Source organism: Paenibacillus puldeungensis, from assembly GCF_042678945.1.
GTDB lineage: Bacteria > Bacillota > Bacilli > Paenibacillales > Paenibacillaceae > Fontibacillus > Fontibacillus puldeungensis.
Genome location: NZ_JBHTLM010000008.1, coordinates 145,092 through 171,057 on the forward strand (window position 1 = coordinate 145,092; position 25,966 = coordinate 171,057).

Sequence of the window (25,966 nt, forward strand, 5' to 3'; positions counted from 1 at the left end):
GTTTTTTACAGGAGGACAAGGGTTCTTATGGCTAACGAGGAGAAACAATTTGTAACGGAGATTACCCCGCAGGGAGAGGATTTCTCAAGGTGGTATATCGACGTCATTAAAAAAGCGGACTTGATGGATTATTCTCCGGTGCGCGGTTGTATCGTGTTCAAACCGGACGGTTACGAGATTTGGGAACACATTCAAGAGGAACTTAATCGCCGGTTCAAAGAAACAGGCCATCGTAACGCATATTTTCCGCTTTTTATTCCGGAGAGCTTCTTCCAGAAGGAAAAAGAGCATGTTGAAGGTTTTAACCCTGAGCTACCTTGGGTAACAGAAGCGGGTGGGGAGAAGCTGGAAGAACGCCTGGCAATTCGCCCGACATCGGAAACGATGATTGGACATATGTACGAGAAATGGATTCAGTCCTATCGTGATTTGCCGGTGCTGATCAACCAATGGGCTAATGTCGTTCGTTGGGAAAAACGGACGTTACCTTTCCTTCGTACAAGTGAATTCTTATGGCAGGAAGGCCATACAGCGCATGAAAACGAACGGGAAGCTCGCGAAGAGACGATGCGTATGCTGGAGGTTTATCGCGATTTCGTAGAGAACTACTTGGCGATTCCGGTCATCGAAGGGCAGAAGACACCTTCCGAGAAATTTGCCGGAGCGGTTGATACGTACTCGATTGAAGCGATGATGAAGGACGGCCGCGCCGTACAAGCGGGGACATCCCACTATTTGGGGACAAACTTTGCCAAAGCGTTTGATATTCAATATTTGAACCGGGAAAATGTTCGGGAATACGTACACACGACTTCTTGGGGCGTTAGCACGCGGCTAATCGGTTCGCTTATTATGGTGCATGGCGATGACCGCGGCCTGGCTTTGCCACCAAAAGTGGCTCCAAAGCAGGTCATGATCATTCCAATAGGTCCTCCTAAGACGCGTGATGCAGTCGTTGGTCGGGCTGACGAGCTGTTTGCTGAACTCAAAAAAGCAGGTATTCGCGTAGGAATCGACGACCGTGCCGATGTTCGCCCAGGTTGGAAGTTCAATGAATACGAAATGCGCGGCGTACCTGTCCGCATGGAAATCGGACCTCGCGATATGGAAAACGGCGTCTGTGTTCTGGTATCACGGATCAGTGGCGAGAAAAAAATAGTGCAGCAAGCGGACCTCGTAGAAGAGGTTAAAGCTATGCTTCATCAGGTTCACCAAGAAATGTATGAACGAGCTCTCGCGTTCCGCGAGGAACATTTCTATAACGTAGATACACTGGACGAAATGAAAGCAAGCATTGAAGAAAAACGTGGTTTTACATTAGCCGGATGGTGTGGTTCGGAAGCTTGCGAACGCCACGTTAAGGAAGAGACGGGGGCGACTAGTCGCAACATTCCGTTTGAGCCAAAAGTTGTGAAGAGCACTTGTCTCGTTTGTGGGGAAAAAGCTAAGCATACTGTCGTTTTTGCCAGAGCCTACTAAGAGGTAAGTCGTACGATTATATAAACTGCTTTATCCGCTAAACTAGGGAAATAAGAACTGGATCAGCGGGATATTAGCACAATTAGGAGAGGGCTTCCGGCAGTCACTGTCGACAGGTTAGCGCTTGTCGGCTCCCTGCCGGAAGCTTTTCTTTTGGAAAAAAGCTTTTAAGGTACCTCTTAAGATTGGGGGAGGATAATGTGACCGAAACTCAGGACAAGAGAAAACGTTTTGAACTATTGATGAAGCAGGCGGAGGTGCCTGCCTCGTTGGTGGATCCTTATTTTCTCGACGGATGGATTGAGCAGGTTGAGGTAAGCCGCAGTAATCGAGAATGGAAAATTACGATCAACAAGGACACGTTGGTACCGGCACAAGCCTTCCGGACTTTTGCACTGCGTATTAAAGAACGGATGGAGCATATTGCTCACATATCTTTTGTGTTTAAGTACGGTATGGACGTTTCCACATCACAGATCGTTCACGAATATTGGAAGTTATTCCTGGAGTGGGTGCAGCGTGAAGTCCCTTCAGTCAACGGCTGGATGACTAGAGCCGGGTTCGAGGTGGATGGTGATTTGGTCACTGTCACGATGAGTGATACTACCTCTTTGGAACTCGCCAGAAAAAAGCATATCGACAAGGCCATCGTTACGTTTTACGAAACGTTCTTTTCGTTAAGCCTGCGCGTCAAATTGCAGACGGGTGAGAACAGTGCCGAAGCGTTCGAGGAATTCCAGCAGCGAATCGTTGAAGAAGAACGTGAAGTCATTCAGCAGCTCATGGAAAGCATGACAGTTGAAGCGCCTCCTGAAGAGGTGGATGGGGAAGTCATCAAGCTGCAAATCGGTTACGACATTAAAGAACCAGCAGTCCCGCTTCAGCAAATTCAAGATGAAGAGAAGAAAATTACGGTTCAAGGGACTATTTTCGGCTTGGATAGCAAAGAGCTGCGTAACGGTAATACCTTGTTTATGTTCTACCTGACAGACTTTACTGATTCATTGCAGATGAAGCTGTTCGCCAAAAACAAGGAGGATTTAAAGGTGATGAACCAGCTTGCCAACGGCAAATGGATAAAAGCCCGGGGCAAGGTTGAGATGGACCGCTTTATGCCGGTCCCTGAACTAGTCATGATTCCTTCGGACCTGAATGAGATCACCGCACCTCCAGGGCGCAAAGACAATGCGTCAGAGAAACGGGTAGAATTCCACCTTCATACGACGATGAGCACGATGGATGCGGTGACTCCGATCGCTGATTATGTGAAAATGGCGGCCAAATGGGGCCATAAGGCAATTGCTGTTACTGATCATGGCGGGGTGCAGAGCTATCCCGATGCAGCGAAGGCGGCCAAGAAAAACGGGATTAAGATGATTTACGGGGTAGAGGCCAATGTCGTAAACGATGATGTAGCTGTTGTTCTTAACCCCCGAAACGATGATCTGAAAACAACGACATACATCGTCTTTGATATAGAAACTACCGGGCTCTCCGTTACACAGAACAAAATTATTGAAATTGCCGCTGTTAAAATGAAGGAAGACAAAGAAATCGATAGATTTACGACCTTTGTCAATCCGCATGAGCGAATCCCATATCATATTCAGCAGTTGACCAACATCAATGATGAGATGGTTCAGGACGCGCCTGATGTGGAGCCTGTGCTTCGTGATTTTCTCGAGTTTGCCGGAGATGCGGTGCTTGTAGCGCATAACGCTCGATTTGACGTCGGGTTTGTCAACGCCAAGCTGAAGGAGCTGGGAATTCCGGAGATGAAGAATCCGGTTCTCGATACGCTGGAGCTGGCTCGGATGCTGTTCCCAACGCTGAAAAATCACCGTCTGAATACGCTGGCTGCGAAATATAAGGTTTCGCTGGAAAATCATCACCGTGCTATTGACGATACGCTGGCGCTTGCCGGAATAATGATTGGCCTGCTCGAAGACGCCACCAAGATCGAAGGCTTTACAACACTGGATCGCCTGAACGACAAGGTCGGCAAGGATTTGTCCAATGCGCGTCCGTTCCACTGCGGAATTTACGCGCTGAATGCGGTCGGAAAGAAAAATTTGTTCAAGCTTGTATCGCTGTCCCATACTGAATATTTCAAGCGGGTTCCCTGCATCCCTAAATCGCTGCTCGTTAGTATGAGAGAAGGGCTGCTAGTGATGTCGGGATGCGAGAAAGGGGAATTTTTTGAAACGGTCTTAAATAAATCCGTGGAAGAAGCCGAGGCTGTGGCGGAGTTTTACGATGTGCTCGAAATCCAGCCGCTGACGATGTACATGCATTTGGTCGAAAAGGGGCTCGTGGGCAGCGAGGTAGAACTGCAGACCGCGGTTCGGAAAATTGTCGAAATCGGTTTTAAACTTGGCAAACCAGTAGTAGCTACTGGAAATGTGCACTACATGGATCCTCGTGACAAACTGTTCCGCGATATTACGATCCATGGTATTACCGGATTCAGTCCGCTGAAGGATATCCGTAAGCCGGATGCTCATTTTCGTACCACTGAAGAGATGCTTGAAGAATTCTCGTTTTTGGACAAGGATGTAGCTTATGAGGTCGTTGTGACTAATACAGCTAAACTGGCGGATCAATTTGAGGAGCTTACACTGTTCCCGGATAAATTGTTTACCCCGATTATCGAAGGGGCTGATGAGGAGATTCGAGAAACCTGTTACAGGACGGCAAAGACGATTTATGGGGAAGAATTGCCGGATGTGGTCGTCAAACGATTGGAGAAAGAGCTTGAGCCGATTGTCAAATACGGTTTCTCGGCCAACTATCTGATCTCCGAGCGGCTCGTTAAAAAATCAAATCAAGACGGTTACCTGGTTGGCTCGCGGGGTTCGGTAGGATCTTCAGTTGTGGCGATGTTTCTCGGTATCTCCGAGGTAAATCCACTGCCTGCACATTACATTTGCCACAATCCGGAGTGTAAGTACAGCGAATGGTTTCTGGATGGCAGCGTACCGAGTGGATTCGACCTCCCTGATAAGAACTGCCCGAAATGCGGTCAAAAGCTAAAGGGAGACGGACATGATATTCCTTTTGAAACGTTCCTTGGCTTTAAAGGTGATAAGGTACCAGATATTGACCTCAACTTCTCGGGTGAATATCAGCCACAAGCGCATAACTTTACGAAGGTAATGTTTGGGGAGAAGAACGTGTTCCGGGCCGGAACAATCGGTACAGTTGCGGAAAAAACGGCCTTTGGATATACAAAAAAATATGAAGAGGATCATCACAAGCATTGGCGTGGAGCCGAACTGAACCGCTTGGCCGCCGGGTGTACCGGCGTGAAGCGCAGTACGGGCCAGCATCCGGGCGGGATTGTGGTCGTCCCGGATTATATCGATGTTGAAGATATTACGCCGGTACAGTATCCGGCGGATGATACGGAAGCGGAATGGAAGACGACGCACTTTGACTATCATGCCTTTGACTCCAACCTTCTGAAGCTGGATATTCTGGGCCATGATGATCCGACGATGATGCGTATGCTGCAGGATTTGACAGGTATCGATCCGCAGAGCATCCCGATGAACGATCCGAAGGTCATGGGCATGTTTAATTCGACCGAATCGCTGGGTGTACCGCAGCAGCAAATTCGCACGCCTGTGGCCACCTATGGCATTCCGGAAATGGGAACGAAGTTTGTACGGCAAATGTTGGTTGAATCGCAGCCGTCCACCTTTGCTGACCTTTTGCAGATTTCAGGGTTATCTCATGGTACCGGCGTTTGGCTTGGCAATGCACAAGAGCTAATTAAAAATGGCACTTGTAACATCAAAACAGTTATCGGCTGTCGGGACGATATTATGCTGTATTTGGTTTATAAAGCCGGCATGGACGCCGGGCTTGCCTTCAAAATCACAGAAAGCGTGCGGAAAGGGAAAGGGCTGACTCCCGAATGGATTGAGGAAATGAAGAAATGCAAGGTGCCGCAGTGGTATATTGATTCTTGCCTCAAAATCCAGTACATGTTCCCGAAGGCGCATGCGACCGCGTATGTTATCTCGGCAGTGCGCACCGCTTATTACAAGCTGTACCATCCGATTGAATTCTATGCTACTTATTTCTCGGTGCGTGGGGAAGAGTTTGATATTGAGCTTTGCTGCAAAGGATACGAAGCGATCTATCGGAAGATAGAAGAAATCGAGCAGAAGGGCTTCCAGGCACCGCCGAAGGAAAAAGCTATGATACCGATTCTGGAAATGGCTCTGGAGATGACTGCCCGCGGATTTCACTTTAAAAATATCGACCTCTACCGCTCTGATGCAACCAAGTTTACGGTTGACGGGGACTCCTTAATTCCGCCGTTCTCGGCTCTGGCCGGTATTGGGGACAACGCAGCTAAGAACATTGCGGCTGCCAAGGAGCAGGGAGAATTTCTTTCGATTGAGGATTTCCAGCAGAAATCAAAGGCCAGTAAGACGGTCATCGAGCTGCTTGGTTCTATGGGTTGCTTCCGTGGATTACCGGAGAGTAACCAGTTGTCCTTATTCTAAAACAGCGTAGTAAAGGTGTTTTACTTGTCACTATACCCGGACTATGATATAATTTTTTTGGCAATCATGAAGATAGAACCGTTGTTTAAAGAGTGGGGAAACCCACTCTTTACTCTTTGGTATACAGGAATGAACCATTATTGGAGGTAATGTACGCTTGAGCACACCAAAGATCAAAGCGACCGTGGAGCAAATGGTCACGCCTTATTTGGAGGAAAACGGCTTTGAACTGGTAGACGTGGAATACGTCAAGGAAGGAAGCAATTGGTTCCTTCGCGTATTTGTAGATAAGGACGGAGGCATCGATATCGACGACTGCGGCCGGATTAGCGAATATTTAAGCGAGAAGCTTGATGAGAATGATCCTATTCCTTCGGCTTATTTTTTGGAAGTGTCTTCTCCAGGCGCGGAGCGACCGCTTAAGAAAGCAGAGGATGTAACCAAGGCTGTGGGGAAAGACGTATTCGTGACTACATATGAACCGGTAGATGGTCTGAAAGAGTTCGAAGGCAAGCTTCTATCCTTTGAAGACGATATGCTTGTCATTGAAGTCGGCAAGAAGAATCACACCGTTCCATACAGTAAGGTAGCCAGCGCCAGATTGGCCATCATTTTTTAATGGAGAGGGAAGTAGTGTTTCTATGCTGCTTCCTTATCTTGTAATTCATCGGTCTGTGCGCTCTATGGCTTAGTTGAACAATTACTTTAACATATGTTTTTATGACGAACTAGCATGACTTGCAGGGGGATTATGAAAGGGGGAACTCGAGGCAAATGAGTATGGATTTTATTGAAGCCTTGAATGAATTGGAAAGGGAAAAAGGGATTAGCAAAGACATTTTGTTTGAAGCGATTGAAGCTGCGCTCATTTCCAGTTACAAGCGCAATTTTAATACGGCGCAAAACGTTCGTGTAGATATGAACCGTCATACTGGGGCTATCAAGGTTTATGCACGTAAGCTTGTCGTAGAAGAGGTGCTTGATCCTCGGACTGAAATATCGGTTCAAGCTGCTCGCGAGATTAATCCGAACTTCCAGTTGGACGATATTAGCGAGATTGAAGTAACACCGCGGGATTTCGGGCGTATTGCCGCACAAACAGCGAAGCAGGTCGTTACACAGCGCATTCGCGAAGCGGAACGCGGACTGATCTACAATGCTTTCGTAGAGAAAGAAGAAGATATCGTTACAGGTATCGTACAGCGTCAGGATTTGCGGAACGTTTACGTGGATCTTGGTAAGATTGAGGCCCATTTGCCGCTGAACGAACTTATGCCTAACGAGAAATTTAAGCACGGTGACCGGATAAAAGCCTATATCACGAAGGTTGAGAATACAACCAAGGGTCCGCAAATTTTGCTTTCCCGCACGCATCCAGGCCTGCTTAAACGTCTTTTCGAACTTGAAGTTCCGGAAATTTTCGATGGTGTCGTTGAGATTCGTTCGGTAGCCCGTGAAGCAGGTTTTCGTTCTAAGATTGCCGTGTTTTCCCGCAATAGCGAAGTCGATCCTGTCGGTTCCTGTGTAGGGCCTAAAGGCACGCGAGTACAGACGATTGTCAATGAGCTCCGCGGGGAAAAGATCGATATCGTCCGTTATTCGGAAAGCGTTGAGGAATACGTTGCCAACGCGCTGAGCCCTTCAAAAGTGCTGGAAGTACAAGTGTTTGAGTCTGAGAAAATGGCTCGTGTCATCGTTCCTGATTATCAGCTTTCCCTAGCTATCGGGATAAAAGGGCAAAACGCTCGTCTGGCAGCTAAACTCACCGGCTGGAAAATTGATATTAAGAGTGAAAGTCAAGCGGAAGAGGAATTTGGTAGAGAAAGAACTGAACAAGGCGAATTGCCTCAAGATTCAATCTCCGTGGATTAGTTAAAGGTGGTGCATGATGAAGCCTAGAAAAGTACCATTGCGCAAATGCGTAGCCTGCCAGCAAATGATGCCTAAAAAGTCGCTGATTCGGGTTGTACGTTCCCCGGAAGGCGTGGTCTCGATTGATCTTACCGGCAAGAAATCGGGACGGGGCGCTTATCTGTGTGGTCAGGAGTCCTGTTTCAAGCTGGCGCATAAGAATCGGGCGCTTGATCGTGCACTTAAAGCGCCGGTGGGTCCGGAAGTTTATGAACAACTGGCCCAGGATTTTTTGGCTGTGGAAGAAGAGTTTCTAGCCAGCCAGGATCGTGAAGAGGATTTGGATGAATAAGGCGCTTACAGGTCTTGGCCTTGCTATGCGAGCCGGAAAGCTGGTGACGGGGGATGAAATCGTGATGAAAGCGATACGTTCCTCGGAAGCCAAGCTCGTTATCGTTGCCGGAGATGCTTCTGCCAACACGCAGAAGAAATTTCGCGATAAGTGCGGAACCTATAAAGTTCCATTGATGATCGGGTTCGACCGGGAACGGCTTGGATCAAGTGTAGGAAAACCTGAACGGGTAGTTCTAGCCCTTGTAGATCAAGGGTTTGCCGATATGATTCGTAAAGCGTACGTGAAAACGTCGGAGGTGGAGTATATTGAGTAAACAAGAAAAACAAGATAAGCTCAGGGTGTACGAATATGCCAAGTCATTAAACATGAGCAGTAAAGAAATTATTACGATTCTTAAGCGTCTTAATATTCCGGTTAATAATCATATGAGTGTGATGGAGAATGATGCCGTCTCTCGTGTGGAGCAGTTTTTCAAGGATATTAAGAGCAATGCCGCAGCGAAAAGAGATCATTCTGTACGCGCCGAAGCTTCAGCTAAATCGTCGTCGGCACCGGCTCCCGCAGGAGGAAGCCAAGCACCGAAAGCTCCGGCCGGTGAAGGATCCGGAACTCATGGAGAACAAGGCCGTCAGCCACAAGCAGCTAGCTCAAATGGGCAAGCAAGAAACAAAAATCAACAGGAAAAGCAGGTAAGCATGAATAATAGACCAAATCAAACTCAAAATGTTACAACCGGTAGCACGGCTGTCCAGGAAAGAAACAACCGTCCAAACGGCGGAAATCAGCAAGGCACTCGCCCTCATGGGCAAAACTCGGGTAACTCATCTTCAGCAGGGCGTAATTCTCAAGGCAATCGTGGACCAGGCCAAAGTGGCGGACAACGTAATGATGCCGCAGCTTCCCGTCCAGCAACAGGCGGGGCTAACCGCGGCCCGCAACAACAAAATCGTAATTTCACACCGAGCAATAATAACGGTGGAGGAAGCAACAATAGCTTTAGCGGTGGTAAAGGTCAAGGTCAAGGAGGCCAAGGCCAAGGTCAAAGAAAAGGCAATAACAACGGCGGAAGAAATCAAAGAGGATTTGATGATAACCGTAACGGTAATTTCAAAAATAACCGCGGTGGTAAAGGCGGCCGTGGTGGCAGAGGCGGCGGGCAGCAGCAGCCTCCGCGTGAGAAAATCGATAATACGCCAAAGAAAGTTATCGTACGTGGTACGATGACGGTTGGCGAAACCGCTAAACTATTGCATAAAGACGCTTCCGAAGTAATTAAGAAGCTGATTTTGCTTGGTGTTATGGCAACTATAAACCAAGAGCTGGATATTGATACAATTCTGCTTCTGGCTGGTGATTTCGGGGTTGAAGTTGAAGTGAAAATCCCGGTTGAAGAAGATCGTTTTGAAACGGTTGAAGAGGTAGATGATGAAGCTGATCTGAAGGAACGTCCACCGGTTGTTACGATTATGGGTCACGTCGATCACGGGAAAACAACGTTGCTTGATGCAATCCGTTCGACAAATGTAACGGGTGGAGAAGCCGGCGGGATTACCCAGCATATCGGAGCTTACCAAGTTGAGATCAACGGGAAGAAGATTACTTTCCTCGATACCCCGGGTCACGAGGCGTTTACAGCGATGCGGGCGCGTGGCGCGCAATTAACCGATATTACCATTATCGTAGTTGCAGCTGACGACGGTGTAATGCCACAGACGGTAGAAGCAGTTAACCATGCCAAAGCGGCTGGTTTGCCGATCATCGTAGCTGTGAACAAAATCGATAAGCCTGGTGCAAACCCGGATAAAGTGAAGCAGGAATTGACAGAATATGAACTTGTACCAGAGGAATGGGGCGGAGATACGATCTTTGTCAATGTCTCAGCTAAGCAAAAAATGGGGCTTGAAGGTTTGCTTGAGATGATCCTCTTGGTAGCAGAAGTTAATGAATACAAAGCGAACCCGGATAAACGCGCCCGCGGTGCTGTCATTGAGGCAGAGCTTGATAAGAGCCGTGGTCCGGTAGCTCGTGTGCTCGTCCAACACGGTACGCTGAAAGTCGGAGATGCTTTTGTTGCAGGTAACTGCTTCGGACGTGTCCGGGCTATGGTGAATGACCGTGGACGCCGCTTGAAAGAGGCAGGACCTTCCACACCGGTCGAAATTACCGGTTTGAACGAGGTGCCACAGGCTGGCGATCCGTTTATGGTGTTTGAAGATGAGCGTAAAGCTCGTTCCATTGCCGATAAACGTGCAACGGCGCAGCGCCAATCGGATTTAGGTACGAATACGCGCGTCACGCTCGACGATTTGTTCCGCCATATCAAAGAAGGCGAAATCAAAGACTTGAACGTGATTATCAAAGCGGACGTTCAAGGTTCGGTAGAGGCTCTGAAAGGTTCACTCGAAAAAATCGAGGTCGAGGGTGTCCGCGTGAAGATTATTCACAGCGGCGCTGGTGCGATTACCGAATCCGACGTTATTCTTGCGGCGGCATCCAATGCAATCGTGATTGGCTTCAATGTTCGTCCGGATAGTCAGACGAAAGCGACGGCCGAACAAGAGAAAGTTGACATTCGTCTGCATCGCGTAATTTACAACGCCATCGAAGAGATCGAACAGGCGATGAAGGGCATGCTGGATCCGGTTTACAAAGAAACCGTGATCGGTCACGCCGAAGTGCGCAATACGTTCAAAATTAGCAAAGTAGGAACGATTGCTGGGTGTATGGTTACCTCTGGTAAAATTGCCCGCTCTGCCGAAATGCGTTTGATTCGTGACGGTATCGTAGTTTATGAAGGTAAAATCGATTCCTTGAAGCGTTTCAAGGACGATGCTAAAGAAGTTGCTCAAGGTTACGAGTGCGGGATTACCCTGGATAATTATAACGACCTCAAAGAAGGCGACGTGATTGAGGCGTTTATCATGGAAACCGTCGAACCGAAGTAAGGTGAGGTGTCATAGATGGCCAGAAATCGTACCGGCCGCGTAAGCGAGCAAATTAAGAAAGAGCTTAGCGTGCTGATTCAAAGTGAGCTTAAAGATCCGCGAATCGGTTTTGTCACCGTGACAGGAGTGGAAGTTACTCCGGATTTGTCGCAAGCAAAGGTATATCTAAGCGTATTTGGCGACGATGAGAAGAAAAATGAATCGCTAAAAGGACTGGAGAAGGCGAATGGATTTTTACGGACCGAGCTTGGTAAGAGAATCCGCTTGCGCCATACACCGGAGCTGATATTCAAAATCGACGAATCGATCGCTTATGGCAGCCGTATCGAGAAACTACTCGGAGAAATTTCGCACGAGGACGAAAAATGAACAATTAAAGGAGAAGGCAATGCAGACCAATGAACGGGAGTTCCGCCAAAGTAAAGAGTTTCTGACGGAGCATGATCAATTCCTGGTAGTCTCGCATGTTCAGCCGGATGGAGATGCAGTCAGTTCTACCCTAGTGGTGGGCTGGCTTCTCTCATGTCTGGGTAAAAAATGCGTTATGGTCAACGAAGGACCGATTCCAAAGCGAATGGCTTATTTGTGGAATGCGGATCAGATTCAAGACCTTTCCCAGCAGCCACTGGACCAGAAATTCAGTCACGTCATTTGCGTCGACTGTGCTGACTTCAAGCGTGTTGGAAAAACGAAAGAACTTTTTGCCGAGAATGCAAAAATTTTAAACATCGACCACCATCCGACGAATGACGGATACGGCATGTTCAACCTCATCGTGCCAAATGCCGCGGCAACCGTAGAAATTTTGTTTGATCTTATTCAGTATATGAATTTAGAGCTTAACGAGCAGGCGGCTACGGCCATATATACCGGCCTATTAACAGATACCGGAGGTTTCCGTTATTCAAGCACTTCTCCAAAGGTTATGGCCATTGCCTCAAAGCTGCTGGAGTACGGTGTGGACGGGCCAGGATTATCCGAGCTCCTGCTGGAGCAAATGACATTACCTCAGCTTCGTTTGCTGACAAGCGCTTTAAACGCTTTACAGCTCAGTGAAGACGGCAAAATCAGCTGGGTTACCATCACAGACGAGGATCTGCAAGCAACTGGGGCGATTCATGAGGACATGGAGGGGATCGTGAACTATCCCCGGAACATTCAAGGGGTAGAAGTAGGCCTTTTGTTTAAAGTGATTGACGAGCATGCCGTTAAAGTCAGTATGCGCTCCGCAGGTAAGGTAGACGTGGCCAAGGTAGCTCAAAGCTTCGGAGGCGGCGGACATGTTCGAGCCGCAGGTGCGCGTATAGAAGGGACACTGGACACCATTATTCCACGTGTCATTGAGCAGGTGAAACAGCAGCTATGAATTCATATGAAGGTATACTGCCGATCCACAAACCGGCAGGATTCACATCACATGATGTAGTGGCCAAATGCCGAGGAATTCTAAAAATGAAAAGAATCGGCCACACCGGGACGTTAGATCCGGCTGTAACTGGTGTTCTTCCTCTCTGTCTGGGCCGAGCAACGCGAATGGTGGAATATTTGCAGGATTTGCCCAAGGAGTATCAGGCAACGCTGGTGTTAGGGATAGCTACCGATACGGAGGATCTCTCCGGCACGATCATCGAAGAGATGGAGAATGTTGTTGTTTCGGAAGAGGCGGTTCGCGAGATCCTGGAACGGTTTGTCGGAACAATTTCGCAAATCCCACCGATGTATTCCGCTCTTAAGCAGGACGGAAAGCGACTTTATGAGCTTGCTCGGGAGGGTAAAACCGTTGAGCGTAAGCCGAGGGAAGTCACGATCTATGAGCTGGAGTTAACCGGATTTCATCCGGAAGATCCGCATCCGAGAGTTTCTTTCCGTGCTTTATGCTCCAAAGGTACCTATATCCGAACGCTATGTGTAGATATCGGCCGAGCGCTTGGTGTACCGGCTGCGATGACGCAGCTCAAAAGAACAATGTCCGCGGGCATCGCAGAGGAAAACTGCTTAACGCTGGATGAAGTTAGCCGCCGTGTAGCAGATGGGAGCTTACAAGATTGCTTATTACCCGTTGATAAAGCTGTTGAACATTTGCCGGCTCACACGGTAGCCGAGGAGAAGGTGAAGGCGGCGCTTCAGGGGCAACGCTTGTCTTCAAAGGTTATTTTTCCGCCAGCATCACCAGGTCAGACCATCCGGCTATATGATCCACAGCAGCACTTTTTAGGCATTTTCCAAGTAGAGGAAGCTACGCTTGCCGTAAAGGCAGTCAAAGTATTCCTCCCTGATACAACGAAGTAATGCGCTAATTCGAGGAAAATTGCAGGTGAGACGATTTATGGAAACAATAAGCTTATCATATCCTTTATCAGCACAATTTATTGAAAATAATGCCCGGCCGCAAGTGTTGGCCATCGGTCAATTTGACGGTTTGCATTTAGGACACGCTAGTGTTATTGAAACTGCCGTACGACTTGCCTCCGAAGTTGGGCTTCCTGCCTCCGTGATGACATTTCATCCTCATCCGAAGGAAGTTATGAAAAAAGGCGACTATGACGGATATTTGACGCCCCCTCAAGAGAAAGAGCGTATTTTACGCAATATGGGTGTCGATAATGTTTATATCGTTGAATTTAACGATGCTTTTTCACAGGTAAGCCCGCAAGACTTCGTTACGGGGATGCTCGTGCCGTTGCAAATTCATACAGCCGTGGTTGGCTTCGATTTCCATTTTGGCTATCGGGGAGAAGGGCATGCGGGAATGCTTCGTGAACTGAGCAATAATACGATGGAAGTCAATACTGTACCGCCATTTCTCATTTCCGGTGAAAAAGTGAGCAGCTCCGGGATCCGAAAAGCGCTACAGGAAGGCAACATGGAATTAGCCAATGGCTGGCTGGGACGGCCTTATGCGATTAAAGGAACAGTGTCGCACGGCGAAAAGCGCGGTCGGCAAATGGGTTACCCAACAGCTAATGTTAAGCCTGACGAGCACTACGTACTGCCAACCACTGGTGTTTTTGCAGTAAGAGTGCACCATAACGGTAACACTTACTCGGGAGTCATGAATGTCGGAGTTAAGCCAACCTTCCATAATGACGCTACCGTACCATCGCTCGAGGTACATCTGTTTGATTTTAATGGTGATATATATGGAGAAAGCTTACATGTCGAACTGGCACATTTTATCCGCAAAGAAAGAAAATTCGGTTCTATGGAAGAATTGATGGAACAGATCGCTAAAGATGCCGAAACGGCCAAAAAATTGCTGGGTTGTGCTAGTAAACAATAAGCGGCATTTACTTTTATCATGTCTTTATGATATACTGTCATAGGTTGTCGTACTAGAAAGCTTATTGCTTTCTGCATTGATAACTATAACCTTAGCTTGGTTGTGCGGACTCACCGACGGCAACGAGGCTAATGGCGATTAAGAGAAGGAGGTGAATAGGATGGCATTGACTCAAGAACGTAAACAACAACTGATTCAAGAACACAAAACTCATGAGTCCGATACAGGATCCCCAGAGGTACAAATTGCTATCCTTACGGAGAACATCGTGAACTTGACGGATCATCTGCGTACGCATAAGAAAGACCACCACTCACGTCGCGGTCTTTTGAAAATGGTCGGCCAACGTCGTAAGCTGTTGGTTTACCTGAAGAACAAAGACGTACAACGTTACTCCGCATTGATCGAGAAACTCGGATTGCGTCGTTAATAGCATGTTTTTACGAAAGCAGCCTAGTGGCCGGCGGACGCTTGCGAAGCGTTTGATGGTCGCCGGGTTGCTTTTTAAAATCATAGCTTTTTCGGCAAATTCATAGGAAAACAATAAGCTCCGTGAGGAGCTTTTGTTGTGAGCGGGACAAGTTCATCGTTTTGCCAATTCCATGGATAATGTTATTTATGAATTGCGGTAAAGCAGGAAATAATGAACTGAGTACCGAACTTTTATTGGTGATAAGGAGGGATTTCATGGAGAATCATGTGAAAATGGAATTAGGGGGAAGACCTCTAGTTCTGGAAACCGGTCGCTTGGCAAAGCAGGCGAATGCAGCAGTCATGGTACGGTACGGTGAAACGGCTGTGCTTTGTACAGTTACGGCTTCATCTGAGCCGAAGGATCTGGACTTTTTTCCACTAACCGTAAACTATGAAGAAAAGCTGTATGCCGTAGGTAAAATTCCTGGCGGTTTTATCAAACGCGAAGGCCGTCCTAGTGAAAAGGCTATTCTGGCCAGCCGGTTGACAGACCGTCCAATTCGCCCACTATTCCCTGAAGGATTCCGTAACGATGTACAGATCGTAAATCTGGTCATGAGTGTGGATCAGGATTGTGAGCCTGAAATCGCTGCAATGATTGGGACTTCGGCAGCGCTTAGCATTTCCGATGTACCTTTCAACGGACCTATCGGCGGTGTTGCAGTGGGGCGTGTTAACGGGGAGTTTGTCATTAACCCGAATGTAGCCCAACAAGAAATCAGTGAGATCTACGTAGTGGTTGCTGGTACGAAAGATGCGATCATGATGGTGGAAGCCGAAGCAAATGAAGTGCCGGAAGAAGTGATGCTTGAAGCGATCATGTTCGGGCACGAAGAAATTAAGAAGATCGTTGCAGTCATTGAAGATCTCGTGAAGATTGCAGGCAAAGAAAAAATGCAGGTCAAGCTGCACAGCGTTGACGAAGCAGTCAACCAAGAGGTTCGTGCCTATGCCGCTGAACGTTTGATCGAAGCGGTGAAAATTGCTGAGAAGCATGCTCGTCAGGATGCAATTGATGCAATCAACGAGGAGACGGTAACTTATTTCGAGGAGAAGTACATAGAATCTCCAGAGCTGTTAGCCGATGTGAAAGAGGTATTGCACGACATCGTCAAGGAAGAAGTGCGCCGCTTGATCACACACGATAAGGTCCGTCCGGACGGCCGCAAGCTTAATGAGATTCGCCCGATTGAGTGCGACATCAACCTGCTGCCGCGTACTCATGGGTCCGGCTTGTTCACGCGTGGACAAACTCAGGCGCTTAGCGTTTGTACGCTTGGTGCGCTGGGGGATGTACAAATTCTCGATGGCATTGATCTTGAAGAAACCAAGCGCTTTATGCACCACTACAATTTCCCGCCGTTCAGCGTAGGCGAAGCTCGTCCGTTGCGCGCACCTGGACGCCGCGAAATCGGCCACGGAGCACTTGGGGAACGTGCCCTCTCGAAGGTTATTCCGCCGGAATCGGAATTCCCGTACACGATTCGTCTTGTATCGGAAGTGCTCGAATCTAACGGTTCAACCTCTCAAGCAAGTATCTGCGCCAGTACCTTGGCTATGATGGATGCAGGCGTGCCGATCAAGGCGCCGGTAGCCGGAGTGGCGATGGGGCTGATCAAGGACAGCGAACATGTATCCATTTTGACCGATATTCAAGGGATGGAAGATCATCTCGGGGATATGGACTTTAAAGTGGCCGGTACCGCTGAAGGCGTAACAGCTATTCAAATGGATATCAAAATCGACGGGATTGATCGGCAAATTTTGACGGATGCTTTGAAGCAAGCTAGAGAAGGCCGGATGTTCATCCTATCCAAGATGATGGAACGTATTCAAAAGCCGAAAGAGCATCTGTCGCCTTATGCGCCTAAGATCGTAACGATGAACATCAACCCGGACAAAATCCGTGACGTTATCGGAGCCGGGGGCAAAATCATCAACAAAATCATTGAGGAAACCGGCGTAAAAATTGATATTGAACAGGATGGACGTGTATTCATCGCTTCTACAAACGAAGAGATGAACAACAAAGCCCGTTCGATTATCGAGGGTATCGTTAAGGAAGTTGTGGTTGGCGAAATTTATGTCGGTACGGTTAAACGTATCGAAAAATTCGGCGCCTTTGTAGAAATCCTGCCGGGTAAAGATGGGTTAGTCCATATTTCTCAGCTTTCTACGGAACGTGTTGGTAAAGTGGAAGATGTCGTAGCCATCGGCGATACCATTACGGTCAAAGTTACCGAAATTGACAACCAAGGACGCATCAATCTTTCCCGCAAAGCGGTTTTAACTGCTGAAACGGAAAAATCATCTTCATAACAGCTGCATATTAAATTGAAGTGTGCGGGAAAAGAGACAGAATAATCAATTCTGGCTCTTTTTTTAATGCCCAGAGAGCTTGTAACGGTGGTCTTCTTGTTTATATCTGGTATAATCCGGGACTTGTCTACATATGATTGGGACAAAAACGGGTTGAGGGGATGAGCCTTTCATGGGCCGTAACAAGTTAACGATTATCGTAACATGCATCGTTTTAGTCATGTTTTTAGGTCAGTTTGCCGGAATTCGGGCGTATGTGATGCAGGGCAGCGGAGAGGACCGTTGGAGCTATGCCTTCAGGTTGTTTTCGGAAAAACGTGAGGGAGGTGAACAGCAAGCAACCAACAATCAAAACGTTGCCAAAGAGGATCCTCTGATGAACCGTATATTAGAGGAAGCAGAAAAAAGACGAATCGAGCCTGTCAATGCGGTAAATGACCGCATCTGGAAAGCGATCCCGGGATATGACGGACGAGAGATCGATGTGGAGCGTACTTACGAAAAGGCGAAGCAGCGGGCTACTGGGACGAATATCGAGTATGTGTACCGATCTATAAAACCAAAGGTTGGCCTGGATGATTTAGGAGCGCAGCCGATTTACCGGGGCAATCCAAACAAGCCGATGGTCGCCCTAATGATTAACGTGGCTTGGGGCAACGAATTCATCGAGCCAATGCTGAACACGTTGGATGAGGCGAAAGTGAAAGCGACTTTTTTCCTGGATGGAAGTTGGCTGAAGAAAAATGCTGATCTCGCACAAGAGATACAAAAGCGAGGGCATCAGCTCGAAAACCATGCATATTCACACCCCAATATGAGCCAGTTGGAGTCGCAGCGTGCCCGCCTGGAGATATCTAAGACTAAAGATTTACTGAAGGTAATGCTGGGGGTGGAAAATCGATGGTTTGCCCCACCATCCGGCGATTTTAATGCGCAAACCGTGAAGCTTGCGGCGGAACAGGGACTAAAAACAGTGTTATGGACGCTCGATACAGTAGATTGGAGAAAACCGCCTGCTGCCAGCATCGTCAGCAAGATTGAATCCAAGGTGGAGCCTGGCTCACTTATATTGATGCATCCGACGGCTTCAAGCCGGGATGCTTTAATGGATATGATTCGTGTGATTCGGAGCAAGGGTCTTGTACTGGGAACGGTGGAGCAAACGCTGTCTTCCGAAAGAGTTGAGGTACCCGAGAGTTGAGTATACCGCCTTTTTTTGGTAGGATAAGGATGCATTTAATGAAGCAAGTTTTGCAGCGATGTAAATTCAGTGAAGCCTATGCTTCGCAAAACTTTTAGGAGGGCCTTTCGTGAACAAAACGCAGTTAAAAAACGGCCTCCGGGTGGTGATAGAGAAAATACCTACCTGCCGCTCGGTTTCGTTTGGCATATGGGTCAAGACAGGGTCACGCAATGAAAGACCCGAGCTGGGCGGGATATCGCATTTTATCGAACACATGTTGTTTAAAGGCACAGAACGGTTTAGCGCTAAGGATATCGCTGAGCAGTTTGACGCGATCGGCGGTAATGTCAACGCGTTTACTTCTAAAGAATATACGTGTTATTATGCGAAGGTGCTGGACGAACATCTACCTATAGCGGTCGATGTGCTGTCGGACATGTTTTTCCGTTCTCTTTTCGATGCTGAAGAGCTCCGGAAGGAGAAAAATGTTATCGTGGAGGAAATCTCCATGTACGAGGATACGCCTGACGATATGGTTCATGATCTCGTATCCCAGGCCGCTTATGGTGACCACCCGCTGGCCTTGCCAATTTTAGGCACCGAGGAAAAGCTCCGGTCCATGGAACCGGACGATTTGTGTAATTACATGCGGGAGCAATACACGATCGAAAATACGGTCATCAGTGTTGCTGGTAACATTGACGAACGAATTATTGATTTACTTGAGAAATATTTCGGCGATTTTGCAAACCGCGGTCAAAGTAAGTCACTAGCTGCACCTGAATTTCTCGGCGACATGAAATATTTCCGTAAAAAGACGGAGCAAAACCATATTTGTATGTCATTCCCGGGACTTCCCGTAGGAAGTAATCTCCAGTATGCCATGGTGCTACTGAACAATGCGTTAGGCGGTGGCATGAGCTCACGATTGTTCCAGGAAATTCGTGAAAAGCGCGGACTTGCTTATTCTGTTTACTCCTATCATAGCTCTCAAGCAGACAGTGGATTGTTTACTGTGTACGCGGGAACGGCCCCACGCCAGACGAAAGACGTACTGGAGCTGACAAAGGAAATTCTGCACGATGTATCGGTGCATGGGATAAGTGAAAGCGAGCTAAGTAAAGGGAAAGAACAGCTGAAAGGCAGTTTAATTTTAAGCTTGGAAAGTACAGGAAGCCGGATGAATCGACTTGGCAAAAACGAGCTGATGATCGGCCGCCATTATACTCTTGACGAAATGATTGCCCGGATAGAAGCAGTTACGATGGATGACGTAAACCAAGTGTTGCAAGGGATGTTTAAGGAGCCTTTCGCCTTAGCTATGGTTGGTTCCTCGGATCGTGTACTATCAGGATTAAGGAGAGATGAACTTGTCGTTTGAAGTACAAATTAACCGCCTAGCGGGAAATGAGGATATTGAGCTTCCTCGCAAAATGTCGGAGCTTGCCTCCGGCTTTGATCTCTATGCAGCAGTTACCGAAGATATGGTATTGGTTCCGGGGCAGCGTGCGCTTGTCCCAACGGGTATAGCCATTGCGATGCCTGGCGGTTTAGAAGCACAGATTCGCCCTAGAAGCGGTTTAGCTTTTAAGCACGGAATAACCTGTCTGAACACCCCGGGTACGATTGATGCGGATTACCGTGGCGAGATCAAGGTGCTGCTCATTAATTTAGGGCAGGAGCCATTTGCAATAAAACGTAACGAGCGCATTGCCCAGATGGTTTTTCAGGTCGTACCTGAAGTCGATTTAGTCCAAGTGGACAAGTTATCCGATACTGTTCGCGGAGCAGGCGGTTTTGGACATACGGGGACAAAATAAAGTTAATAAAAACATTTGACAAAAGCTGCAGCACCCGAGCCGTTGAAGGCACGGTTGCTGCAGTTTTTTTTGAATATTAAAGAATTTAAAGCTATAAGTTTTCAGCAGAATCGAACACACGAACTAATTAAACCCCTGAACAAAATGTGGCAGGCTGTCCGTCTCCTTGCTCTACTTGATTCATAGCAAATTGAAAAATCGGCAGTGGTGCTGGGGCAAATGTTGTATTTTTTACAACAATCTAATCGGGTCCTGAGCTTTCAGACCGGATTGTTGTAAAAAGTACAACAATATTGCAACAGTAGGTCCAATTAGCCCTAAATTGTTGCACGTACTACAACAATCTGTGGTGTGTAAGCTGTCTTGTGTTTAAATTGTTGTATTAAATACAACAATCGGAGCGGGGCTATGTGCGGTAAAATGGAGGCGCTGTAAAGGTGACGGACGGAGATGACGCTATTTACCTCGAATCGCCTGGGGTAACTTGTTTAAAACCAAGTAGCATCTTGCGGGTCCGTTAGGTAGGAAATGTTGGGGAATACTCGGGACCGAAGTATTCATCGTTGCTTTAATGATGTAAAAAGTGAAGGTTCTCGAAGTAGAACAGAAGAGGGAATGGGTATGGGGTGAAAAAGCGAAAGCGTCCGCCTTTGAACTTCGTGTTAAAACCGCCAAAAACAAATTCCAATAACACGAAGTTCAACAGCGGTTGGAATCCCATACCCAATTTCCTCCCCATGCTCAAACGTATGGGGTTAGACCTAGCCGCAGGCTGGGTTTTTCTATTAGTATCGTCATACACTTTTCACCACTTTGTAGGCGGCGGCATAAGATGGTCTATACTGTGTTGCTTGGAAGGAGTGCCATCAACGAATGCTAACCGGAATTACAATTGTATTCCTGGGTGGGGACGCAAGGCAGGTAGAGGTCATCAACAAATGTGTTGAACTGGATGCAACAGTACGAATCGTCGGCTTTGATCGTATCGAAACTCCGCTTCCGGGAGTATCGCACGAAACGTTAACTCCAGGATTACTTGCCGGCGCAGACGTGATCATCCTTCCTGTAATCGGTTGCGATGACCAAGGTGTTATTAAGGCACCATTCTCAGCAGAACATATCGTTATCAGTCAGGAACAGTTTGCTGCAGTACGAAAAACTACCTTAATGTATACGGGCATAGCTAAGACCTTCTTGAAACAAATGAGTACGGAATACGGCTTTCGGTTAATCGAAGTGCTGGAACGTGATGACGTCGCGATATTCAATTCGATTCCAACTGCAGAGGGTGCTGTCATGATGGCGATCCAGAATACGGATATTACGATTCATGGATCAACCTGTATCGTACTTGGAATCGGCCGAACTGGTTTTACACTGGCAAATACATTACAAGGATTGGGAGCGAAGGTAAGGGTAGGTGTGCGTAGGGAGGACGATATTGCAAGGGCTGTACAAATGGGGTGGACGCCTTTTGCGACAAGGGATTTGGCGATTTGCGTAAGCGATGTTGACTTGATTTTTAACACAATTCCGACTATGATAGTCACAGCGCAAATCATCTCTAAATTACCTCGTAGGGCTGTAATTATTGATCTTGCGTCGGCTCCAGGCGGGACGGATTTTCGTTTTGCTGAGAAACGTGGAGTCAAGGCGATCCTCGCCCCCGGTCTACCCGGAATCGTCGCTCCCAAGACGGCTGGAATTATTATGGCAAATACGATTTGTCAGTCGATTTTGGATGAGTATCATTTACGGGGGGATGAAGAGTGAATTGGCAAGGGAAAACTGTAGGATACGCCATTACAGGCTCGCATTGTACTTTTGCGGAGGTTATGCCGCAAATTAAACGATTTGTTGACGGCGGGGCAAAGGTTGTTCCGATCATCTCGCAAACCGTTATGACGACGGATACCCGATTCGGTAAATCCGAAGATTGGCGAAAGCAGTTGAAAGATATAACAGGGAATGATATTATTTCTTCAATTGTCGAAGCGGAGCCGCTTGGACCTAGTAAATTGTTAGATGTACTCGTGATTGCTCCATGTACGGGAACGACGACGAGCAAGCTCGCCAACGCGGTGACAGATAGTCCGGTTTTGATGGCTGCAAAAGCCCAGCTAAGAAACGGGAAACCTCTTGTTATTGCCGTGTCGACAAATGATGGATTAGGATTTAATTTAGCGAATATTGCTAAACTGATTATAGCGAAACATGTATATTTTGTTCCATTTGGCCAAGACAATCCAGCCGGTAAACCTAATTCACTGGTGGCGAATATGGAACTTGTTCCTGAAACATGTTATGCGGCACTAGAGGGCAAGCAACTGCAACCGCTCATTATTGAACGTTTTCATTAAATTTAGCGCATTAACGCAGCAATATTGTGTGTTATAATACAATACTATAAACAGCTATATTGGAAGAAGGGGAGACGTGCCAGATGAGCAAAACAAAATGGAATGTCGCTGTCGTAGGGGCGACGGGCGCTGTAGGAGAGCAAATCATCGGGCTGTTGGAAAAAAGAGACTTTCCGATAGATAAGCTAAAGCTGTTGTCCTCAGCGCGTTCCGCAGGAACCGTTCTTCGCTTCAAAGGGCAGGATATTATCGTTGAGGAAGCTGGCCCGGATAGCTTTGAAGGGATCGACATAGCCTTGTTTAGTGCGGGTGGAGATGTCAGCAAAGTGCTTGCCCCGCATGCCGTACGTCACGGCGCCATATGTATCGACAATACGAATGCATTCCGTATGGATCCAGATACACCACTTGTCGTCCCTGAAGTGAATGAGGAGAAAATTTTTGAACATCACGGGATCATTGCAAATCCAAACTGCTCGACCATTCAAATGGTTGCTGCACTGAAACCTCTATATGACCGTTATGGCATTTCTCGTATTATCGTTTCTACGTATCAGGCTGTTTCCGGAGCAGGTACGAAAGCGATTAATGAAATGCTTCGTCAAAGCAAGGAGGTTCTGGAAGGGAATGAAGTAAAACCGGATATTTTGCCAGTTGGCTCATTGCCCGTAAAACATCAAATTGCTTTTAATGCTATTCCGCAAATCGATAAATTCCAAGATAACGGATACACATTGGAAGAAATGAAGATGATCCGCGAAACGAAAAAAATTTTCGGCGATGATTCCATTGAAGTAACGGCAACTTGCGTGCGGATTCCGGTCGTATACGGTCACTCTGAATCGGTGTACGTGGAATTGAAACAAGATTACAATTTGGAAGAGGTAAGTGCGCTTCTGGCGAAAGCTCCTGGGGTACAGGTCGTAGATGATCCGGCCAATCAGGGTTATCCACTCGCTACGATGGCAGCTGGCAAAAATGATGTTTTCGTAGGCCGTTTGCGTCGCGACTTAACACATGAGCGGGCCCTTAATATGTGGATCGTGTCGGATAATTTGCTTAAGGGAGCAGCATGGAACGCAGTACAAATCGCTGAGATTATAGCGGCGAAAGGTTAAGTTTTCCATACCTTCGTTACTACAGCAACTGAACACAGCATGGAGCATCAGCTTCATCCGCACATATTAAATGGAGGAATTTTCAATGCGCATTTTGGTGCAAAAGTTTGGCGGTACATCACTCTCGACTAAAGAAGCGAGAGAACATGTCATTTCACATATTCGCCGGGAACTGGATAACGGTTTCCGGCTCGTCGTGGTGGTTTCAGCGATGGGACGAAAAGGAGATCCTTACGCTACAGATACTTTGCTCGGACTCGTTGCAGAAGGAAACGGCTCTCTGCCAGCGCGCGAGCAGGATCTTTTAATGGCTTGCGGAGAAATCATATCTGCGGCAAAACTATGCAGCTTGCTTGCTGAACAGAAAATTACTTCCGTCGTGTTGACGGGAGCTCAAGCAGGTTTCCGTACGGACAGTCAATATGGAAATGCCAGAATATTGGACATTGTTCCAACTAGAGTTTTAGAAGAACTACAGCAAAAGGACGTTGTAATCGTAACCGGATTTCAAGGGCAAAACCAGGGCGGAGATTTTACGACGCTTGGCCGTGGGGGAAGTGACACATCAGCGACGGCACTAGGTGCAGCACTACATGCCGAAATGGTTGACATTTATACGGATGTTGATGGTATTTTAACCGCTGATCCTAGAATCGTTGAGGATGCACAGCCACTTGATTATGTTAGCTATACGGAAATTTGCAACATGGCTCATCAAGGAGCAAAGGTTATTCACCCTCGTGCGGTGGAAATTGCAATGCAGTCCGGGATCCCGGTGCGAGTTAGATCTACATTTTCGGAAAGTGAAGGGACGCTTGTTGCAAATCCGGAAGGATTCAAAGACGTTCAGCTTGGTATCGTTGACCGCTATGTGACGGGCATTGCCTATGTGGCCAATGTGACGCAGATTCGTGTCGAATCCTCGGGAAAGGGTGCGGACAACCTTCAACTGAAAGTGTTTAAAGCGATGGCCGAAAATGCAATTAGCGTTGATTTTATCAGTGTAACCCCAACGGGAGTTGCTTATACCGTGTTTGACCGAGATTCTGCTAAGGCGGAAGCCGTGCTTCATTCCATGAACTTATCTCCTAGTATTTTAACTGGATGTGCTAAGGTTTCTGTTATTGGTGGCGGTATTAATGGAGTACCTGGAATTATGGCGAAAATTGTCGAGGCATTAACGGAACAAAATATTCAAATTCTGCAATCCGCGGATTCGAACACAACAATTTGGGTGCTCGTTAACAAGGAAGATATGGTTCAGTCTCTGCGTGCTTTGCACACCAAGTTCGAGCTTGGCCGCCCGAGCGAATGATGCGATAAAGAAATGTGGATGCTTTAAGAAGGTACGCGAACATTTCACGGAAAGCGGAAGGAGAAGACAACATGGTCGATTTCGGAAGTCTAATCACAGCCATGGTAACGCCTTTCGATGATAAGGGGAACATCGATTGGAATCAAACTGCCCTCCTCATCGATGAATTAATTGAAAATCAACAAACTGACAGTCTCGTGATATGCGGTACAACCGGCGAATCACCTACTTTGGACGACACGGAAAAGCTGGCAATGTTTAAATTTGCTGTGGAGCACGCTGCAGGTCGCTGTAAAATTATAGCTGGGACCGGAAGCAATAACACGGCACATTCCATTCACTTAACGAAAGAAGCCGAACTATGTGGCGTTGATGCCGTTTTACTGGTTACTCCTTATTACAATAAACCGAATCAGGAAGGATTGTTTCGCCATTTTGAAGCGATTGCTTCCGCAACGAAGCTGCCGGTTATGTTGTATAATGTGCCCAGCCGTACGGTAGTTGGTTTGAGTGCAGCGACAACGCTTCGTTTAGCGCAAATACCAAATGTGGTAGCTACAAAAGAGTGTGGCCCTTTGGATCAACTGGCTGGAATTGTCTCGGGAGCTCCGAATGATTTTATTGTGTATACGGGGGATGATTCCTCGGCATTGCCTGCGCTGGCGGTTGGGGCACGAGGGATTGTTAGCGTTGCGAGTCATATCGTTGGCAAATCGATGAAACAAATGATTTCTTCATATCTCCAAGGAAATGTTCAAGAGGCAGGTAAACTGTATCGGGAGCTGCTTCCTTTATTCAAGGTGTTGTTTGAGTGTCCAAACCCGGTAGGAGTGAAATATGCGCTGGGTGAAAAAGGGCTTAACGTTGGGTCTGTACGTTTGCCGCTAGTGCCTCCGAGCGAGGATGAAGCAATGCACATTCGTAACCTGCTGCAATAGCTTTTTGCCCAG

Annotated in this window: 21 protein-coding genes; all 21 read left to right on the plus strand. The window is 47.4% G+C overall.

Annotated elements, in window-relative coordinates; genetic code table 11:
- Window positions 1-27 precede the first annotated feature (27 nt).
- Complete coding sequence (gene proS / locus ACFQ3W_RS13095; RefSeq protein WP_379319671.1) at window positions 28-1,479, plus strand: proline--tRNA ligase; 1,452 nt, start codon at window positions 28-30, stop codon at window positions 1,477-1,479.
- 200 nt (window positions 1,480-1,679) lie between these two features.
- The gene (locus ACFQ3W_RS13100) at window positions 1,680-5,996 is read left to right on the plus strand and encodes a PolC-type DNA polymerase III (RefSeq protein ID WP_379319672.1); all 4,317 of its coding nucleotides are present in this window, start codon (window positions 1,680-1,682) and stop codon (window positions 5,994-5,996) included.
- A 157-nt stretch (window positions 5,997-6,153) separates the two neighbouring features.
- A complete protein-coding gene (rimP, locus tag ACFQ3W_RS13105; protein ID WP_379319673.1) occupies window positions 6,154-6,615 on the plus strand; it encodes a ribosome maturation factor RimP in 462 nt (153 codons plus the stop codon).
- A 155-nt stretch (window positions 6,616-6,770) separates the two neighbouring features.
- The gene (gene nusA, locus ACFQ3W_RS13110) at window positions 6,771-7,868 is read left to right on the plus strand and encodes a transcription termination factor NusA (protein ID WP_379319674.1); all 1,098 of its coding nucleotides are present in this window, start codon (window positions 6,771-6,773) and stop codon (window positions 7,866-7,868) included.
- Window positions 7,869-7,884: 16 nt separating this feature from the next.
- Window positions 7,885-8,199, plus strand: coding sequence for an RNase P modulator RnpM (gene rnpM, locus ACFQ3W_RS13115; RefSeq protein WP_379319762.1), 315 nt, complete (start codon window positions 7,885-7,887; stop codon window positions 8,197-8,199).
- The gene (locus ACFQ3W_RS13120; RefSeq protein WP_379319675.1) at window positions 8,192-8,515 is read left to right on the plus strand and encodes a L7Ae/L30e/S12e/Gadd45 family ribosomal protein; all 324 of its coding nucleotides are present in this window, start codon (window positions 8,192-8,194) and stop codon (window positions 8,513-8,515) included. The genes rnpM and ACFQ3W_RS13120 overlap by 8 nt, the downstream gene beginning before the upstream one ends.
- Window positions 8,508-11,147: a translation initiation factor IF-2 gene (gene infB, locus ACFQ3W_RS13125; protein ID WP_379319676.1), complete on the plus strand. Its 2,640-nt coding sequence runs from the start codon at window positions 8,508-8,510 to the stop codon at window positions 11,145-11,147. Before ACFQ3W_RS13120 ends, infB begins: the two co-directional genes overlap by 8 nt.
- A 15-nt stretch (window positions 11,148-11,162) precedes the next feature.
- Window positions 11,163-11,516 (plus strand): 30S ribosome-binding factor RbfA, encoded by a 354-nt coding sequence (gene rbfA / locus ACFQ3W_RS13130; RefSeq protein WP_379319677.1) that lies wholly within the window; start codon window positions 11,163-11,165, stop codon window positions 11,514-11,516.
- 19 nt (window positions 11,517-11,535) lie between these two features.
- The gene (locus tag ACFQ3W_RS13135) at window positions 11,536-12,513 is read left to right on the plus strand and encodes a DHH family phosphoesterase (RefSeq protein ID WP_379319678.1); all 978 of its coding nucleotides are present in this window, start codon (window positions 11,536-11,538) and stop codon (window positions 12,511-12,513) included.
- A complete protein-coding gene (truB, locus tag ACFQ3W_RS13140) occupies window positions 12,510-13,436 on the plus strand; it encodes a tRNA pseudouridine(55) synthase TruB (RefSeq protein WP_379319679.1) in 927 nt (308 codons plus the stop codon). The genes ACFQ3W_RS13135 and truB overlap by 4 nt, the downstream gene beginning before the upstream one ends.
- A gap of 37 nt (window positions 13,437-13,473) precedes the next feature.
- Complete coding sequence (locus tag ACFQ3W_RS13145; RefSeq protein ID WP_379319680.1) at window positions 13,474-14,427, plus strand: bifunctional riboflavin kinase/FAD synthetase; 954 nt, start codon at window positions 13,474-13,476, stop codon at window positions 14,425-14,427.
- 160 nt (window positions 14,428-14,587) lie between these two features.
- Complete coding sequence (rpsO, locus tag ACFQ3W_RS13150) at window positions 14,588-14,857, plus strand: 30S ribosomal protein S15 (protein ID WP_379319681.1); 270 nt, start codon at window positions 14,588-14,590, stop codon at window positions 14,855-14,857.
- 257 nt (window positions 14,858-15,114) lie between these two features.
- Window positions 15,115-17,220, plus strand: a complete 2,106-nt coding sequence (gene pnp, locus ACFQ3W_RS13155) for a polyribonucleotide nucleotidyltransferase (protein ID WP_379319682.1) — start codon at window positions 15,115-15,117, stop codon at window positions 17,218-17,220.
- A 172-nt stretch (window positions 17,221-17,392) separates the two neighbouring features.
- Window positions 17,393-18,421 carry a polysaccharide deacetylase family protein gene (locus ACFQ3W_RS13160; RefSeq protein ID WP_379319683.1) on the plus strand — a complete coding sequence of 343 codons (1,029 nt, stop codon included), beginning with the start codon at window positions 17,393-17,395 and terminating at the stop codon, window positions 18,419-18,421.
- 109 nt (window positions 18,422-18,530) lie between these two features.
- Window positions 18,531-19,784, plus strand: coding sequence for a M16 family metallopeptidase (locus ACFQ3W_RS13165; RefSeq protein ID WP_379319684.1), 1,254 nt, complete (start codon window positions 18,531-18,533; stop codon window positions 19,782-19,784).
- Window positions 19,768-20,223, plus strand: a complete 456-nt coding sequence (gene dut / locus ACFQ3W_RS13170) for a dUTP diphosphatase (protein WP_379319685.1) — start codon at window positions 19,768-19,770, stop codon at window positions 20,221-20,223. Before ACFQ3W_RS13165 ends, dut begins: the two co-directional genes overlap by 17 nt.
- A gap of 873 nt (window positions 20,224-21,096) precedes the next feature.
- Window positions 21,097-21,996, plus strand: a complete 900-nt coding sequence (dpsA, locus tag ACFQ3W_RS13175; RefSeq protein ID WP_379319686.1) for a dipicolinate synthase subunit DpsA — start codon at window positions 21,097-21,099, stop codon at window positions 21,994-21,996.
- Window positions 21,993-22,583, plus strand: a complete 591-nt coding sequence (locus tag ACFQ3W_RS13180) for a dipicolinate synthase subunit B (RefSeq protein WP_379319687.1) — start codon at window positions 21,993-21,995, stop codon at window positions 22,581-22,583. Before dpsA ends, ACFQ3W_RS13180 begins: the two co-directional genes overlap by 4 nt.
- 83 nt (window positions 22,584-22,666) lie before the next feature.
- Window positions 22,667-23,701: an aspartate-semialdehyde dehydrogenase gene (locus tag ACFQ3W_RS13185; protein ID WP_379319688.1), complete on the plus strand. Its 1,035-nt coding sequence runs from the start codon at window positions 22,667-22,669 to the stop codon at window positions 23,699-23,701.
- Window positions 23,702-23,786: 85 nt separating this feature from the next.
- Entirely contained in the window at window positions 23,787-25,016 is a 1,230-nt protein-coding gene (gene dapG / locus ACFQ3W_RS13190; RefSeq protein WP_379319689.1) for an aspartate kinase, read from the plus strand.
- Between the two features lie 71 nt (window positions 25,017-25,087).
- A complete protein-coding gene (dapA, locus tag ACFQ3W_RS13195; RefSeq protein WP_379319690.1) occupies window positions 25,088-25,954 on the plus strand; it encodes a 4-hydroxy-tetrahydrodipicolinate synthase in 867 nt (288 codons plus the stop codon).
- The last annotated feature ends 12 nt before the right edge of the window (window positions 25,955-25,966 follow it).